This window comes from Methylotenera mobilis JLW8, from assembly GCF_000023705.1.
In the GTDB taxonomy this organism is placed as follows: domain Bacteria; phylum Pseudomonadota; class Gammaproteobacteria; order Burkholderiales; family Methylophilaceae; genus Methylotenera; species Methylotenera mobilis.
The window spans coordinates 1,457,937-1,474,436 of record NC_012968.1; the positions used below are offsets into that span (position 1 = coordinate 1,457,937).

General features: G+C 45.0%; 14 protein-coding genes. 2 read left to right on the top strand and 12 right to left on the bottom strand.

The features are described from left to right. The first annotated feature begins 101 nt into the window (after positions 1 to 101). Positions 102 to 3,248 carry an efflux RND transporter permease subunit gene (locus tag MMOL_RS06765; RefSeq protein ID WP_015832271.1) on the top strand — a complete coding sequence of 1,049 codons (3,147 nt, stop codon included), beginning with the start codon at positions 102 to 104 and terminating at the stop codon, positions 3,246 to 3,248. A gap of 37 nt (positions 3,249 to 3,285) precedes the next feature. On the opposite strand, the gene MMOL_RS06770 is transcribed toward MMOL_RS06765, so the two are convergent. The 5 genes from MMOL_RS06770 to MMOL_RS06790 form a co-directional block, all read right to left on the bottom strand. Then, a complete protein-coding gene (locus MMOL_RS06770) occupies positions 3,286 to 3,663 on the bottom strand; it encodes a 4a-hydroxytetrahydrobiopterin dehydratase (protein WP_015832272.1) in 378 nt (125 codons plus the stop codon). Positions 3,664 to 3,690: 27 nt separating this feature from the next. Beyond that, positions 3,691 to 4,338 (bottom strand): amino acid kinase family protein, encoded by a 648-nt coding sequence (locus MMOL_RS06775; protein WP_015832273.1) that lies wholly within the window; start codon positions 4,336 to 4,338, stop codon positions 3,691 to 3,693. Between the two features lie 104 nt (positions 4,339 to 4,442). Then, complete coding sequence (pabB, locus tag MMOL_RS06780) at positions 4,443 to 5,870, bottom strand: aminodeoxychorismate synthase component I (RefSeq protein WP_015832274.1); 1,428 nt, start codon at positions 5,868 to 5,870, stop codon at positions 4,443 to 4,445. Next, positions 5,867 to 6,919 (bottom strand): hydantoinase/oxoprolinase family protein, encoded by a 1,053-nt coding sequence (locus tag MMOL_RS06785; RefSeq protein ID WP_015832275.1) that lies wholly within the window; start codon positions 6,917 to 6,919, stop codon positions 5,867 to 5,869. Before MMOL_RS06785 ends, pabB begins: the two co-directional genes overlap by 4 nt. Next, on the bottom strand, positions 6,916 to 7,899 hold the full coding sequence (locus tag MMOL_RS06790; RefSeq protein ID WP_238524361.1) for an ATP-grasp domain-containing protein: 984 nt from the start codon (positions 7,897 to 7,899) through the stop codon (positions 6,916 to 6,918). Before MMOL_RS06790 ends, MMOL_RS06785 begins: the two co-directional genes overlap by 4 nt. 248 nt (positions 7,900 to 8,147) lie before the next feature. On the opposite strand from MMOL_RS06790, the gene MMOL_RS06795 reads away from it, so the two are divergent. Further along, a complete protein-coding gene (locus MMOL_RS06795; RefSeq protein ID WP_015832277.1) occupies positions 8,148 to 8,912 on the top strand; it encodes a HisA/HisF-related TIM barrel protein in 765 nt (254 codons plus the stop codon). A 107-nt stretch (positions 8,913 to 9,019) separates the two neighbouring features. Here the strand turns inward: MMOL_RS06795 and hxlB are convergent, their stop codons facing one another. The 7 genes from hxlB to MMOL_RS06830 form a co-directional block, all read right to left on the bottom strand. Further along, entirely contained in the window at positions 9,020 to 9,559 is a 540-nt protein-coding gene (hxlB, locus tag MMOL_RS06800; RefSeq protein ID WP_015832278.1) for a 6-phospho-3-hexuloisomerase, read from the bottom strand. Between the two features lie 127 nt (positions 9,560 to 9,686). After that, positions 9,687 to 10,319 (bottom strand): 3-hexulose-6-phosphate synthase, encoded by a 633-nt coding sequence (hxlA, locus tag MMOL_RS06805; protein WP_015832279.1) that lies wholly within the window; start codon positions 10,317 to 10,319, stop codon positions 9,687 to 9,689. Between the two features lie 266 nt (positions 10,320 to 10,585). Further along, complete coding sequence (tal, locus tag MMOL_RS06810) at positions 10,586 to 11,539, bottom strand: transaldolase (protein ID WP_015832280.1); 954 nt, start codon at positions 11,537 to 11,539, stop codon at positions 10,586 to 10,588. Positions 11,540 to 11,624: 85 nt separating this feature from the next. Further along, positions 11,625 to 13,661: a CHASE2 domain-containing protein gene (locus MMOL_RS06815; RefSeq protein ID WP_015832281.1), complete on the bottom strand. Its 2,037-nt coding sequence runs from the start codon at positions 13,659 to 13,661 to the stop codon at positions 11,625 to 11,627. 271 nt (positions 13,662 to 13,932) lie between these two features. After that, on the bottom strand, positions 13,933 to 14,619 hold the full coding sequence (locus MMOL_RS06820) for a response regulator transcription factor (RefSeq protein ID WP_015832282.1): 687 nt from the start codon (positions 14,617 to 14,619) through the stop codon (positions 13,933 to 13,935). Positions 14,620 to 14,736: 117 nt separating this feature from the next. Beyond that, positions 14,737 to 15,591 carry a triphosphoribosyl-dephospho-CoA synthase gene (locus MMOL_RS06825; RefSeq protein WP_015832283.1) on the bottom strand — a complete coding sequence of 285 codons (855 nt, stop codon included), beginning with the start codon at positions 15,589 to 15,591 and terminating at the stop codon, positions 14,737 to 14,739. Then, on the bottom strand, positions 15,591 to 16,484 hold the full coding sequence (locus MMOL_RS06830) for an ATP-grasp domain-containing protein (protein WP_015832284.1): 894 nt from the start codon (positions 16,482 to 16,484) through the stop codon (positions 15,591 to 15,593). The genes MMOL_RS06825 and MMOL_RS06830 overlap by 1 nt, the downstream gene beginning before the upstream one ends. Positions 16,485 to 16,500: the final 16 nt, after the last annotated feature.

Here is a 16,500-nt window from a genome sequence, read left to right on the forward strand (position 1 = left end):
ATCATGCCGCAAAACAAGGGACTAGCAATGCGAACAATTATTTCAGTTCATCGCTTCCATCATACAGACTGCATCCAAACATCACTCGAGGCTCGCTCACTATGATGCAAGCCTTGGTTCGCTTCTCCATCCGCTTTAGTGGCGTGATTATTGGTTTAGCCTCACTCATTATTGTTTATGGCTTGTTTAGCCTGACGCGCAGCAATCTTGATGTGTTTCCTGAGTTTGCACCCACCCAGATTATCATTCAAACTGAGTCACCCGGCCTATCTGCAGAGCTGGTGGAAAGTCTGGTTACGCAACCTATTGAAACCAGCGCTGCCGGTACTGTTGGCATTAAAAGCATGCGCTCACAGTCCATTCCTGGCCTTTCTATCGTCACCATTATTTTTAATGAATCGACCGATATCTATCGTAATCGCCAAGTCATTGCAGAGCGCCTTTCCACCTTGGGCAATAAACTGCCGCAAGGTATTACCCCTAACATCACGCCACTTACCTCCTCTGCCAGCACGGTATTAGGCTTTGGCTTAACATCAAAAACACGCTCGCTTACAGAACTTCGCACCATGGTAGATTGGACCATCGTGCCGCATTTGCTGGCGATACCCGGCGTAGCAGATGTCAATGTGTTTGGCGGCAAAGTCAAGCAGCTACAAGTGCAAGTTGACCCTGAAAAAATGATCCGCTACGGCATCTCACTACTGCAAGTAGAGGATGCCGTGAGAAAAGCCACAGGGGTGCGTGGTGGTGGCTATATTGAGAATAAAAACCAGCGCATCGTGATTAACACCGAAGGGCAATCCACGACGCCAGAAAAATTGGCACTAGTTACGCTGCTCCATAAAAATGGGCAAACCATCAGACTAGGCGATATAGGTAAGGTTGCATATGGAGCAGCACCCTCTATCAGCGCAGCAGCCATTAATGAAGAAAGCGGCGTTTACCTTTCCGTACAAGGTCAGCTGGGCGCCAACACGCATGGTGTAACGCTTGCAGTAGAGCGCGCATTAAAAGAACTGGAACCTAACCTGACCGCTGAACATATCAAGCTGCATCAAGGTTTGTTCCGGCCAGCTAACTTTATTGAAGTAGCAATCAGCGGTGTGCGAGCGGATATTCTTATCGGCTCAGTACTGGTGATTACCATTCTATTTCTATTTTTGTTTAATGTACGTACCGCATTTATCTCTGCAACCGCCATCCCACTATCACTACTCACCGCGATTGTAGTCATGAGCTACTTTAATATTGGCTTGAATATCATGGTACTGGGTGGCCTTGCCATTGCACTTGGCGAAGTGGTGGACGATGCAATTATCGATACCGAAAACATCTTTAGACGCCTGCGTGAAAACCGTTTGCTGGCACAACCCTTACCTACCTATCAGGTGGTGTTTAATGCATCGATGGAGGTGCGTACCTCTGTGGTCTATGCAACCTTTATTGTGGCATTAGTATTTTTACCATTACTCACCTTAGGTGGCGTTGCCGGCAAACTATTCGCGCCGTTAGGCCTGGCTTACATTGCTGCGATTATGGCCTCATTGTTTGTTGCACTAACGCTAACCCCTGCGCTGTGCTACATCATGCTAGGTAATGCCAAACTTGACGATACAGACCCACCATTGATTCAATTTTTCAAAAGAATCTATGTAAAAGTGCTGATGAAGGTGGATGCGCATTACAAAGTAGTGATTGCCACCAGTTTTATCCTAATTGCCATTGGCTTAGGTACCCTACCGTTATTTAAAAGCCAGTTTATCCCTGCACTTCATGAAGGCCATTACATCATGCATATGACAGCGGTACCTGGCACCTCAGAGCAAGAGTCGTTGCGTATCGGTAAAAAAGTCTCAGAGACCATTCGCAAAATTGATGGCGTTAAATCCGTTACCCAATGGGTAGGCCGCGCACCTAATGCCGCAGATACTTTTGGCACGCACTATAGCGAGTTTGAGATTGAAATTGGTGCTATTTCGGGAGAGGAACAACGCCGCATTTTAGCTGATATCAGAGAAGAACTTTCTGGTGAAGATGTTGATCGCGACGGTGATGGTGTGGCCGAAACCGGCTTTGTAGGCGTCAACTTTGCCATTAATACCTTTTTAACCGAGCGCATTGAAGAAACCATCTCGGGTTACGCAGCCAGCACAGTGATTAACATCTATGGACAAAACCTAGACGCGTTAGATAGCGATGCAAATAACATAGCCAGAATCCTGAATGATATTAAAGGCGCGGCAGATGTTACCGTGCAATCACCTCCAGGCACGCCGCAACTGGTTGTGCGCTTACGCCCAGAGAAAATGGCACAACTGGGCTTGTACCCGACAGATGTATTGGACAATATTCGCGCGGCTTATGAAGGCGTACCTGTCACACAAGTTTATGAAGGTAACCGCGTCATTGGCGTTAGTGTGCTGCTGGACTTGGAGGCTAGGGATGACGTACAGGAAGCAGGCAGCCTACCGCTATTCAATGCTGAAGGTAAGTTATTTAGATTACGCGATGTGGCAGACATCGTGCAAGAAAACGGCCGCTCAAAAATACTGCATGCCGGTGCCAAACGCATTCAGACTGTCACTGCCAATGTTTCAGGGCGTGACATTGACTCGTTCACCAGTGAATTAAAAACTCGCTTGAACTCCGAACTAACGCTGAGCCCAGGCACCTATTTGGAGTTTACCGGCGCAGCAGAGGCCAATGCCAAATCTAGGGAAAAACTGATTTTACAATCGGCAATCGCCGGCGTGAGTGTATTGTTAATGTTGTATATCGCATTTGGGCGCTTACGTAACCTACTGCTGACCTTTGCCAACTTGCCATTTGCCCTAATAGGCGGCGTAATTGCGGTGATGCTCACAGGGGGATGGATTTCATTAGGCTCACTAGTAGGCTTTGTGACGCTGTTTGGTATTACCCTGCGCAACTCAATTATGATGGCCTCACATTTTCAGCATCTGGTGGATGAGGAAAACTGCGTATGGTGCCTGGAAACATGCATCCGCGGAGCATCGGAGCGCCTGCCTTCTATCTTGATGACGGCGCTGGTAACTGCTTTGGGCTTATTACCACTGGCGGTTGGCAGTGGTGAGCCTGGTCGAGAGATTGAAGGGCCAATGGCCACCATTATTGTCGGTGGATTGGTGACCTCTACGATACTTAACTTGCTGATATTGCCAACAATTATGCTGCATTTTGGTAAATTTGAGCGTAGCGTCAAGTTTGAGCCACACGCAGGCTAAAGCACTACCAACAGCAGCACAGCCAGCAGGCTGAATGCTATTTATCGTCGTATTTGATGTATTTGAAGCGCACGTCTTCGTTTGGCGTTCCCGTTAAGGCACCACCTTCCTTAGCGGGCTGCCAAGCAATCACAGATTCAATCTTTTTCGCTAACTCAAAGTCTTTTTCGGTAATGCCTTTTGCGTCATGTGTGCACAATTTAACGATAACAAACGCATAAGACACGGTTAAGTCAGGATGATGCCACGCTGCCTCGGCCAAATGCCCTACCGTGTTCACCACCATCAGCGTGGCTTTCCAGCCACTGGTTTTATACTTGCGGCGTATCCAGCCATTTTCCAGATACCAATGCGGGAGTTCTGCCGCTAATCTTGCTTCGACTTCTTGCTCAGAAAATACAGGGGTTGTAGACATAATAAAACTTTCTTTTAATAAGCCAATTTAATAATCAACCAGCAGCACATGATCGGTGGCAACGCTCACATCTTCCATACGGCGCTTACTTAATATAGGTTCAACCGCGGCATAATTGGCTTTATGTACTACATAAGTTTGGAAGCGCTGTTGCAGACAATAATCACTAAAGGCACTGTCCACTAGCTCATCTTGTACCAAGGTTTGCAGTAACACTGATGTTGAGTTTGCATAGTCACTCAGCGGCTTGGACTTCACCAGCAGCAAGCGCTCCGCTCCTATTTTATGTGCCAGCCATGCACTTAAGCTATCGGAGGTTACTTGCCAATTCTTGGCAATGGCATCATCAGCCAATACCATCTTGCTAGGTAACCAGACAATAGCCCTATGCTGCCAGCCGCGTTCGGCAAGCTCTAACTCACTGCTAGCGGTGACCAAATGAGGGTTAATGCCAGTCAGTAATAAACCAAACTGGTCCATAGCCAGCAATGCCAAGTGATGCGCCATGGCATCACTCACGCCGGAGCGCTGCTGCGCCACACGCACAGCGTCAGCAAATACACTGCCACCGGGTACGATAATGACTTTGCCATCGCTGATTTTAACCAACATTTCCAGCCAACGCGGCAGCTCTGGTGAGCCCAGCAAGCTACCCCCTAATTTTACTACCCACATAGGCGACCCCTTGGTTTAAAAGCTAAAGTCTAAAGCTAAAGTTTAAAACTACTGTTTAAAGCGATGGTTTAACGCTCATATCTAAAACTAGGGCTTATTTAAAACTACTCAGGCTTGCGGCTAAAACACTCTACTACTTTTAGCATACTGGAGGCTTTATCCCAAGTTTCCACATACTCTTTTTCAACATCTGAATCTGCAACAATACCGCCGCCGGCATAAAAGCTGACTTCACCTTCGCCATTTTTCTTTTCTACATAAACCGCAGTGCGTATCGCAATATTCGTATCCATATTGCCATCAAAGCCGATATAACCAATCGCGCCGCAATATACACCACGCCGATGCGGTTCTAACTCTTCAATAATTTGCATGGCGCGTAGTTTAGGCGCGCCAGTAATTGAACCACCTGGGAAACAACCACGCAATAAATCTATGGCAGATTTATCTGCCAGTAACTCCCCCGTTACGATGCTCACCAAGTGATGCACGTTGGCAAAGCTTTGTAATTGAAATAGCTTATCTGCCTTAACTGAACCTGTTTTACAGTTTTTACTGATGTCATTACGCAGCAAATCCACGATCATCAGGTTCTCTGCACGATCTTTCAGGCTTTCAAGCAAGTCCTGCGCATACTCTGCATCTTGCTCCGCATCTGCAGCGCGCGGCCTAGTGCCTTTAATTGGTCGCGTCTCCACATACCCATTGACCACTTGCAAAAACCGCTCAGGTGAGCCGGAAACCACATGCATATGCCCTAAATTCATATATGCCATAAATGGTGCAGGGCTAATTTCTCTTAGCTTTTGATAAAAAGCCCAGGCATCACCGTGCGCCGTAGCGGAAAATCGCTGCGCCAGATTGACCTGATAACAGTCGCCTTCATGAATATAGGTTTTAATCGCGTTAAAAGCCGCGCTATAAGCCGCCTTATCCATGTTAGAGCGTACCGCCGATGTGATTTCAAAGTCAGCAGTCTGTGCTGCCTCACTTTGTCCTACCCCATCAAACAGTTCACATAACGACTGCCAATCATCATGCGTTTGGCGATCAAAGCCATTAGAAACCAAATGCGTAGTTTTCGCGCGGTGGTCCACGATCACCGCCCAATCGTAAATGCCGACTTGCAGTTGCGGAACCAATCCATCATCCACAGCGGTACTTTCTAGCTTTTCCAACCGTCTGGCTAAATCATAGCCAAAATAACCAACCGCACCTCCGGTAAATGGCCACGCTGATTGAGCGGCACGCAGTGGCTGTAAGGCATCATTTACCAACTTGAAGGGGTCCTCAAGTGAAGTATGCTTTCCATCTCTACTCACCACTTCGGTGTGCTGACCATTGCTAGTGAACGTAATAAACGGTTTCGCCACCAAAATATCATAATGGCCATATTGGCTGCCAGCCTTGCCTGTTAGCGGATTCAGTAGTTGGCCGCTATCCAAAAACATTGCCCATGGCATCTGTGCGATCCGTGCAAAATATTGCGCACTATCCGCTAGGTAATGCAACTCATGCTTTAAAAAACTCATCCAGACAGCCCCAGTGAAGCAACTGCAAAAGCTGGAAAACAAACCTTCGCCATATTTTTGATTACACTACTTTCTGCACTAATAAACTCGCTCACCGAGCGATATGGAAGCCCTAACTGCTGGGCAAGAGATGCCGTTAAAAACTCACCGGCACCTGCGCCTATCAACTGTAACGAAGCCACAGCATCTTGTTGAGATGATAGCTTGCTTAATACAGCCTGTCGCACCATGTTGAGCTGCGCATGTTTGAATGCATGGGCAAGCCCTATCCAGGCAGCTAAAGGCGCGTCATGCGCATCCCACCCGACCATTCTGGCGATACGGCGTGCGCTGGATGCTACGCTTTTATCGGCACCATCTGCCGTATCAGCCATATTATCTTCTGGCGCCAACTCACCAGTTAGGGTGTAAACATCGGCTGTGGTCGCAAAATGCTCGGCAGCCACATTCACTAATTGCCCTGCGAGCGGGATTTTTTGCGCCAACGCCATTAATGGTGTTCGCACAACCCCAGTATAAACCAACTCATCAAACCTCATACGTGCTGCATCGGTAAAACCCTGCACATCTGGCTTACCATCACTTAACAACGCAATATCCGTGGTAGTACTGCCAATATCAAGAAAAATCGCTTGCGGTAATTGCTGCGCCAAATACTGCATGCTGGCTAGCCAGTTCATCGATGCTATCTCACTCGTCACCTGCGCAACAGCATCTGGCGCTATGAGGCCCTTATTTCCTGCAAAAAACTTAAGCTGAACGACACGGTTAGCTGTATTGAGTTTGCGCTGCATGGTTTGCGCAATAGCTAACACACCGCTATGCCTATCTGCAAAAATATCAGCCAGCTCACCGGTCATAGTCACCATGTGCGACTCAGCCTGCATTTCAGACAAAATAGCATCAATCGCTGATTCCAACTCGTTTAGCCCACGCCACAAAGGGCAATAGACCTGCTTTGCATGCAGCACTTGTCCCTGCGTATTGATTAATACCGCTTTCAGGTGCGCGCCACCGACATCCCAACCAATAATATCTTGCTGACTCATAGTGGGATAAATACCTGTTTTTTGGCTAGATTCGGCATAACAAACTTATCGGTCAACACACAATCCATGATTAATTTAGCAGGATTATAATCTAAGGCCTGCTCCAGCCCTACGTAGCTGGTGGTCAAGCGCGGATTAATTTCAATCACATAAATCTTATGGTCATGCTCGGTATCCACAATCACATCAACACCGACATAACCCAGCGCGTCTGGTAGCATTTTGGCAACTTTTCTGGCGATGGTTTCAAAACGCTGCCAATAAGCTGACATGCCGTTAATTGTGATGCCAGACAACTTAAAATGGTTGCCGTCACGCGTGATATGCTGCTCATTACAACTTAACAGCCATGCCTTGCCATTGCGGCACAACATCGAAAAACTGGCCGCCACACCAGCTTGATAGGGTTGAGCCAAATAGGTCAGATAACGCTCACCCTGCTTAACCCAATGCGTTAAGTCATCGATAGAATCAAACAAGTTAATACCCTCACAGCCAGCGCCATCCTCTGGTTTAGCAACCCAAGTGCTAACATGTTCTGTACTTAGCTGCTCACATTTGCCCGCTACGAGATCTTCCCCCGCATACACTGGCAAGGTATAGATATTTGCATCACGCAAAGCCTCAAAACACAAAGTCTTGCTGGTGCCAATTAAAGTAGCATCAAACCCGCAACCTAAAAATAATGCACCTTTATCGTGGCTTGCATAACATAACTCGCTCAGCTCTAACAAAACACCATTGCTTTCCGGCGCAATGAGCCATACCAACTCCACGCTAGGCAGTGTTTCAGCAAAAATGCGATTAAACTGCCCAGACTCCACTGCAATACTATGATTCGCCAATGGTGAGGGAGTAAGCCTGGCATCGTGCAATGTCACGATTTCAAATTGACTCATCTCTGTCAGATTACGCAGTAAAGCATCCCGCATCAACGAACCCTCATTCACCAAAGACTCAGGTAACGCTTCTGTGCCCAAACCACCGCCGGTAATATATTCACAGACTAATATTTTTTTTAATGCTTCGATGATGAATATTCCTCTTTAATTACATTATGCGACGCATCACGCTGATACGCTCAACCCAAAGCCGCCCTAACGAGATGCATGCCAAAGCACACAGAAGCTGGGATAATACGTCCTAGTCAACCAATCTTTATAGCCATTGAAAGTGTAGGCTAAGATGCCAATTAAACAAAGCAGCCATTACCTTTCTTGAGATACTCATGCAAATAATTCCAGTGATTGATCTACTTAACGGCATTGTCGTTCACGCAAAAAAAGGTGAGCGCCACCGCTATCAGGCAATCACATCAGCACTTACCCCCTCAAGCGAACCTTTAGCGATTGTTGCCGCCCTGCTTGCTTTACATCCTTTTCAGCAACTATACATTGCAGATCTAAATGCTATACAAAAACTTGGCAACACTCAGGACTGCACTCAAAGCAACAACTTTGACGTGATTGCATCTATCGCGCAACACTATCCCAACCTAACGCTTTGGGTGGATGCCGGTATCAGCAATTTAACCGAGCTTGATTTATGGTCACAACTAAACTTATCCTCACAACCAGATTTATCGTCACAAGCAGGTGTAAAGCTCATTCTAGGTAGTGAGAACTTTGTAAGTATGGAACAGTATCTGGCTATCTATCATGTAATAAGTGAGCAAACCATACTCTCACTGGACTTTATGCCTACAGGCTACCAGGGCCCACAAGCCTTACTAGAGAGCACTGCTTACTGGCCACAAGCGGTGATTATCATGTCACTTGCACATGTAGGCGCCAATCAAGGGGTTAATCTGCAGTTGCTTACACAAACTCAAGCAAAGGCTGGCGATTTTAACTTATATGCGGCTGGTGGCGTTAGAGATATAGCAGATTTAAATACACTAAAATCTTTAGGTATCCATGGCGCACTCATTGCCACAGCTATACATAGCAAGCAGTTAACACAGCAACAACTCACGTTACTTCAGCAGCAATAAAAAAAGCCCGAATCATCGGGCTTTTTTTAACTAACGACTATAGCGTATGGCTATAGCAGCTTGTGACTATACTGCAATTTTTCGGCGATTACACCGCAAGCTTTCGACTACTCTAGGTTTGCGTGGATAGCGCGCATACCTTCTTCAGTTAGGCCTTTTGCAAAAATCAAATCAGCAATAGTAGCTTCTAAGAATAGCAATGTTGAAAGTTCAAATTGTGAACCCATAGGCATACCGTTAGTTAACGGGAAGCTGCTGTCGTTACCAATTTGGATGGTTAAGTCAGCTGCATCAGCCATTGGTGAAGTTTTCTTCATAGAAATCACTACCAATTTAGCACCAACAGATTTTGCTTTTTTCACGAATGGCAATAGTGTTTCTGTACCGCCTGAACCTGAAACCAAAACTAGCAAGTCGCCAGCTTTGATTGCTGGTGTAACCACTTCACCGATCATGCTTACATTGTAACCAGCGTGTACTAAACGCATAGCGAAGAAACGTGATACTAACAATGAACGGCCAGCGCCACCGATAAATGTACGGCCTGCACCTTCAACCAGTTTTAACAACTCAGCTGATTTAGAATTGTCTGTTTCAGCCAAGATACTTGTTAACTTGTCTAAAATTAGTTTTTGACTACTACTCATGATATTTCCTTATCGAATCAATGATTTTAGTGAATACTTAAAATCCCAAAAAAAATCCCGACCCATTACTGAGTCAGGATTTTTTAACCGTTCATTTCAATAAAAAACTTATTGAAAAGAGCTTAAATTAAGCGTGAACGATAGATGTGATTTCTGCAGCAGCAGCAGCAGGATCAGCAGCGCCGTAGATAGCAGCACCAGCAACGATGATTGTTGCGCCAGCGTCTTTAACTTGTTTAGCTGTAGCAGCTTTAACGCCACCAGCAACAGAGATTTCAACGCCTAGGTTCAAAGCAGCAACCAATGCTAAGTCAGCAAATGGAGTTTGACCAGCAGCTTGTTGGTCAAGACCAGTGTGCACGCCAATGATGTGTGCGCCAGCAGCAGCAGCAGCTTTAGTAACAGCAGCTTTGTCAGCAACGTTGATCAAGTCGATTTGTGCTTTTTTGCCGTATTTGTTAGCAGCATCGATTACACCTTTGATTGTACCCATATCAGAAATACCTAATACAGTAACGATGTCAGCACCAGCTTTGTAGAATGGCTCAGCTTCGTAGAAACCAGCGTCAGCTGTTTTCAAGTCAACTAAGATTTTGTTGTTTGGGAATTTAGCACGTAATGTTTCAAGCAATTTGATACCGTTGTGCTTGATGCATGGTGTACCGATTTCAAGGATGTCCACGTGTGGAGCAACTGTTGTTGCTAATGCAACTGTTGCGTCGAAATCTAATGAATCTAATGCCATTTGTGTTAATGCCATGGTGTTTCTCCGTTTAATAATTTTAAGAATTACATTTATTACTATTTTGCGAAACTCGACTCACATCAAGTTTAGCTAATTTTATCCGCAATAAATTACGAAATAATTAACTAAAAATAACTGCGCTTCGACTTTCACTCGTTCGAATTTAAGTGCCTAAATTCGGCCTCATAAAAAACTGGACACTCATGGTAAATGCCCAGCTAATTTATGTCAATTCTAAAGCGCAACGATTACGCTTTAATTACAAAAATAATACCAAAGTATTACAGTTTTTCGCTTAATGCTGCTTCAAGTTTGTTTTGGTCAACTACGAAACCACGGATACCTTCAGCAAGTTTTTCTGTTGCCATTGGGTCTTGGTTCAATTCAAAACGGAACTCAGCTTCTGTCATTTTTGCCGGTGCTGGTTTAGTTGCGCCAGTGTCTTTCAATACTTGGGTCAATGTGCCTTCAGTAGCAGCCAGGTCTTGCAACAAGTTTGGTGAAACTGTCAAACGGTCACAACCAGCTAAAGCAACCAACTCGCCTGTGTTACGGAATGAAGCGCCCATTACCACTGTTTTGTAGCCATGCTCTTTGTAGTATTGGTAAATAGCACGTACTGAAACCACACCTGGGTCAGTTTCTTGTGTGTATTCTGTTGTTGGGTTTTTAGCTTTGTACCAGTCTAAGATACGGCCAACAAATGGAGAGATCAAGAATACACCAGCTTCAGCACATGCACGTGCTTGGCCGAAACCGAATAACAATGTCAGGTTACATTGGATGCCTTCTTTTTCTAGGATTTCGCCGGCTTTGATGCCTTCCCATGTTGATGCTAGTTTGATCAACACGCGGTCTTTGCTGATGCCTGACTCTTCGTATAGTTTGATCAATTTACGGCCTTTAGCCACCATTGCATCTAAATTGAAAGATAGACGTGCATCAACCTCTGTTGAGATACGACCTGGCACTTCTTTAGTGATTTCTGCACCAATCAACACTGCTAATTTGTCAGCAGCGTTATCAATTTGTTCAGCCTTAGTACCGCCTTGTGCTTTTGCGTAAGCAACCGCAGCTTCGATTAAAGGCGCGTATTGTGGCAATTGGCTTGCTTTTAGCACTAATGATGGGTTTGTTGTTGCGTCAACAGGCTTAACTGCCTTGATCGCTTCAACGTCACCAGTATCCGCCACGATAGTGGTCATAGATTTTAATTGCTCTAACAAATTAGCCATTACTGCCTCCTAAAAAATTATCTGAATACAACTCTTGTACAAAATCAAGTGCAAGATTATATCTTAAAAGTGATGATGTTAAAAACTATATGGTGTCATTAAATGGCGACACATAATGCTTTCTGCGGTCAGATTCAACAGGTTGATGAGTTTTGCGTCGCTCCAACGGTAGTGAAACAATAAAGGTGGCTCCACGCCCCTCTTCGCTATGAACAGATACGCTGCCACGATGCTTTTTAATAGTCACACTCACAAAATATAAACCTAAACCACTGCCTTCCTGCGCCTGATGTTCGCCTTCAGCCCTGCTAAAACGTTTAAACACTTTGGCAATTTTTTTTGCTGGTATTCCCGGTCCCTGGTCGATCACTTTTAGCACGATTGATTGCTGATTATTTTCTATGATTACACTGATCACACCGCGCTCTGGTGAGTACTTAACAGCATTGAGCAAAATGTTTGAAACTGCCCTAAGTAGCAAACCAAAATCCCCCCTTACCCATACACACTCCTCTGGAAAATCTTTATGCAACTTTAGTCTTTTTGCCACAGATATTTCATACACATCATCAATCGCCTGCTGCGTGAGGCTAACCATATCAAGCTCATGAAATCTATTCACATTTGCCATCTCCGCTCGCGATGCCTGCAAAAATCCTTCCGCCATACTATGCGCACGAATTAACATTTTGCTCATACGCTGGGAGTATTTATTGGCCTCAAACTTGTCCAACAACATCATTGCTGCGCCAAGGGGGGCTCGAATATCATGTGTGATGAACGCTAAAGTATCATTTCTACTCTTATGTAAGTTTCGTAAGTGCTGCGCTGTTAAATTCACCTTTAAAATTCTTGACTGCAACGGATCAACATTAGACTCATCTAAACTGTCTTCTGTCACCATACCCAAGGCAGCCAACTCATCACGCAACCTTTGCAACTCTTTATCTAAGGACAGTTGGGCAGAATTAAGCTTACGCCAACTCCAGATTGGATAAGCTAACAAGATAGCCGCTAAAGCACCTGAAACAGGGATCCAAACTTGCCACCAGTGCACAATAGAAAGTGAAGCTAAGATAATCATGGGGAAATATACTGCAATCATCACCACAGATTTCAAAGGCTGCATCCTAGGCAACCATAACAATGGAAACATTGCCAATAGCGCACATAGCAAACTGACGAGCCAACCTGGCGCATCCACGACCAATGATGCATCTTGCATCGCGGCAATCGCATTAGCGTGAAACTCTATCCCCGGCATTGGTTGCGAGTAGCTTGAAACTGGCGTATACAGCACATCACCGCCTCCTAATGCTGTCACACCAACCAGTACAATTTTGTCCCTGAAAAAATCAGATGAATACTTATTAGCCAAAACATCCACATAGGAGATCTGATTAAAGTGTCTAGGTGGTCCAAAGAAATCAACTTTCCGCGGTGAATATGAAATCAAGCGCTGCGCAGCATCTCCGGCATAATTTAGCGCACTCGGGTTCGATGGATGAATAACTGGAGCAACAGTATTCACATAGGCAGGAAGCATATGAGCAACCTGCAATACCGATTGTGAAAAATGTGGCAGTCCTACTGAGGTGAGGGCTGATGACGACAAACCTTCCCATAGGTAAAAGCTACGTGCGACGCCATCAGAATCAAGCAAAACGTTAAGTCGACCAAAACCAGCAACTGATCCAACTAATGGCGGAATAGGTAAACTCTGCTTAACAGCAGCACCAACATAAGGCGCCTCAAGCAAAACAGGTAAAACAACATTACCGGCACGTCTAATCGCTTGCGCAAAAGCATAGTCTACTTCTTCAGCATCGCGCTCTGGCTCAGAAAATACGACACCAAAACCTATTACCTTCGGTTGCTGACCGACTAAATGATTAATAAGCTCCGTATGGAATCGCTTAGACCAAGGCCATTTACCAATGGCATTAATACTCGCCTCATCAACTGCAACAATCACTATATTATCTGGTGCATTTTTGAAACTTAGGCGCTGCCCTAGATCATAATAAAAATGATCAAACCGAACTAAAACCTCACTTAAAGTAAATGCACAAGCTATAAGGGCTAGGGCAATGGCAGTAAACAATCTATCATTTATTTGCATAAATCGTTTACTAGTTGATAGGGTTTATGTAAATTGGGCACTAAATTGCAAGATTGGACCAAATCATCGGCAATGGCAATATTTGCCAAATTTAGTAGCAAACCTAATGTACAGCACGAAATTTTTGTTATTTTAATGGTGTTCATGCAAGTCATTTTTTCAAACTGGAACTGACACACAAAGTACCACGAACAACCCTATTTTTTTCAATATCAAGCCGCACTGATTTGTTAAGTTTTGTAAATTGTCAGCAACTGACAATAGTAAATCGCTAGCGATTGCGCTCTAGGCGGTAGCCTTGCTGGTAAATTGAAGTTAATCTCCAACCATATTCTGACGTCAGTTTTAGTTTAGTACGTAAGTGACTAATATGCACATCAACCTTGCGCGTTTCTACTTCTGACGTAGCACCCCACACCACATTCATTAAGTGTACTCTTGATAACAAAACACCTTCATTTTTCAAAAAATACAATGCCAAATCAAACTCTTTATCGGTTAGCCTTACCGCCTCTCCGGCAAGTGTTGCGACTCTCAGTTTAGTGTCAAACCTCAGCGCATAGAACTCATAATTAGTTTTATCAACAAGCTGATTCGATGTGCGCCTTAGTAGTGCATGGATGCGCGCCATTAGTAGAGGTCGACTGGCTGGTTTAACAACATAATCATCGGCACCGGCTTCAATCACACGAACAATATCCTGTTCTTCAGACCTGCCAGTAAAAAAAATAATTGGGGGTAACTTTTTAGCTCTAAGCTTGATGCTCACCATGACATCCGGCCCTTCCATATCAGGTAAAGCCCAATCAAACACACATAAATCATATTGCCCGTGTGAAAACTGACGTAAGAAATCCAATCCAGTTTTAAAGTGATCCACCTCAAAATTATCTTGCTGCAACCACTCAATCAGCACATCGGCAAAGGCCAAGTCATCTTCCAACAATGCAATTTTCATTTATATTTTTATTCCGAATTGTTGATGCTTACTACCCAATTACACCGAACTGTTTATAGCACTCAAGGAATGCCTAGGAGTCAATCGCTGAGTTAGAGTGAGGTAGTGAAATACTTGTTATATTGCAAACGCCAATTCACTCGCTAGCAAAGTAGCCACAGTTAAGTCTGCACTAGTACCAGGGTTGATTTTTCTTGCTTTAAGAGAGGCATCCCACACAAGCAATTGCTTCTGCATTAGTTTGGGATTGTGTGTTGCCCAATAGTTAGACTGCATTTCTTTCGCTTCCTGCATCAGGATATTGGCAACACCTTCTCCGTGCTTACGTACCACGTGCGTATCGGCATGTTTAGTTAAAAATCCCAAATACAAAGCCGTTGTTGCCCAAGCCGCATTCTCCCATTTGAGTAATGCATCAGCGTATAAATTAACACCAAAATCCACTATATCCTGAAAGCAATTTGAATACTGCCAAGAAACGCGGTCTTTATCTTGTGCTGAACGCATCATTTCAAGAAGACTAACACTAGGCGACTCATGAACATCATGCTGACTAGATGCACCCAATCCACCCGGATTTGCCAGCACAATCGCCTTGGCAACCCAAACTGCATCATCTAAGCTCAGTTGATTTAGCGTTTGGTACAACTGGCCCCATAAAGATTGGTTAGCTTGCAAGTTTGAAGCTGCATGAAGCAAAGGTGCGCATAATAAAAGCATGCCTAAATTGGTGTTTTGCCCTACCGCTTTTTGCGTAGCTTCTACCGCATAAAAAACGCGTTCACCTACAGAAAGACTCGCCTTAGCAATCGGCTCTGCCGACACATCCGCGCTTTGAATAAAGTCTTGAATAGTCATGCCGTGACCATCAGAGAATGCATGCACATTGCCAGGCTTCAATGCCTGCAATTCTCCCATACATGAATTTTTATAGGCTAGAGCCAATTGCGTAGGTGTGAATTGACTAGCCATTATTCAACAGGCCCGTTTAATTTATGCAAAAAGTCATCCACCAACACTTCCGCAATATTAAAATTGGTTACGCTTTGCAAACCGCGCCATGCAGGGATGCTGTTCACTTCCAACACGTAATATTCACCACTCGCAGCTTGAATCACATCAACACCACAATAATCTATATCAACCGCCTTAGTTGCTTTTAGCGCGATTTCCACCATAGCATCATCAGCTTCTACTGCTTCACAGCGCCCGCCAGCGGCAACGTTATTCACAAAGCCATCACCTAATCTGCGCATCGTAGAGATCACTTTGCCAGCCACCACAAACACACGGTAATCATGTGGCGCATCGGCGGTTTCTATAAATTCCTGAAAGTAATAAATGCCATCTACGTACTGCTGCATGGGCACAGGTAAAGGCTCATATGCCTCCAGTTTACGCACACCCTGCCCTTGTGAGCCGAACAATGGTTTCAATACCAGCTGCTGATGATTTTTCGCAGCTTGCTGACGCACTATTGCCGCCTGCTGTCTTGATTCGCACACCCAAGTAGCTGGCGTCCTCACCTGATGCTCACGCAGCAAAAAACTGGTCATGGCTTTATCTACGGTGCGCTCAATGGCACGCGCTTGATTGTAAATGCGTACGCCTTGCACAGTTAACAGATGCAGTACATTCAAACGTGTAATCACCTGCTGCAAAGTACCACCGGCCACACCACGTACAAAAGCTGCACGCGGGTTACTATCAAAACCTGGAATATGGATCTGCGAACGTGGCTGTGAAAGGTCAATCACACAGTCCTGCAGTGATACAAAGCTGGTTTCAACCCCACGCTTTGCGAAGGCAAGCTTGAGCTGGTTGCCCTGCCAACCAGCATCATCGGTAAAAATAGGTATTTTCAAGTGTGCGTAAAACTAA

What these genes read in the sequence shown, in the direction of transcription:
- MMOL_RS06770 (WP_015832272.1), bottom strand. Translation starts at nt 3,663, where the DNA reads ATGTCTACAACCCCTGTATTTTCTGAGCAAGAAGTCGAAGCAAGATTA.
- MMOL_RS06775 (WP_015832273.1), bottom strand. Translation starts at nt 4,338, where the DNA reads ATGTGGGTAGTAAAATTAGGGGGTAGCTTGCTGGGCTCACCAGAGCTG.
- MMOL_RS06795 (WP_015832277.1), top strand. Translation starts at nt 8,148, where the DNA reads ATGCAAATAATTCCAGTGATTGATCTACTTAACGGCATTGTCGTTCAC.
- pabB (WP_015832274.1), bottom strand. Translation starts at nt 5,870, where the DNA reads ATGAGTTTTTTAAAGCATGAGTTGCATTACCTAGCGGATAGTGCGCAA.
- MMOL_RS06785 (WP_015832275.1), bottom strand. Translation starts at nt 6,919, where the DNA reads ATGAGTCAGCAAGATATTATTGGTTGGGATGTCGGTGGCGCGCACCTG.
- MMOL_RS06765 (WP_015832271.1), top strand. Translation starts at nt 102, where the DNA reads ATGATGCAAGCCTTGGTTCGCTTCTCCATCCGCTTTAGTGGCGTGATT.
- MMOL_RS06825 (WP_015832283.1), bottom strand. Translation starts at nt 15,591, where the DNA reads ATGGCTAGTCAATTCACACCTACGCAATTGGCTCTAGCCTATAAAAAT.
- MMOL_RS06820 (WP_015832282.1), bottom strand. Translation starts at nt 14,619, where the DNA reads ATGAAAATTGCATTGTTGGAAGATGACTTGGCCTTTGCCGATGTGCTG.
- hxlB (WP_015832278.1), bottom strand. Translation starts at nt 9,559, where the DNA reads ATGAGTAGTAGTCAAAAACTAATTTTAGACAAGTTAACAAGTATCTTG.
- tal (WP_015832280.1), bottom strand. Translation starts at nt 11,539, where the DNA reads ATGGCTAATTTGTTAGAGCAATTAAAATCTATGACCACTATCGTGGCG.
- MMOL_RS06815 (WP_015832281.1), bottom strand. Translation starts at nt 13,661, where the DNA reads ATGCAAATAAATGATAGATTGTTTACTGCCATTGCCCTAGCCCTTATA.
- hxlA (WP_015832279.1), bottom strand. Translation starts at nt 10,319, where the DNA reads ATGGCATTAACACAAATGGCATTAGATTCATTAGATTTCGACGCAACA.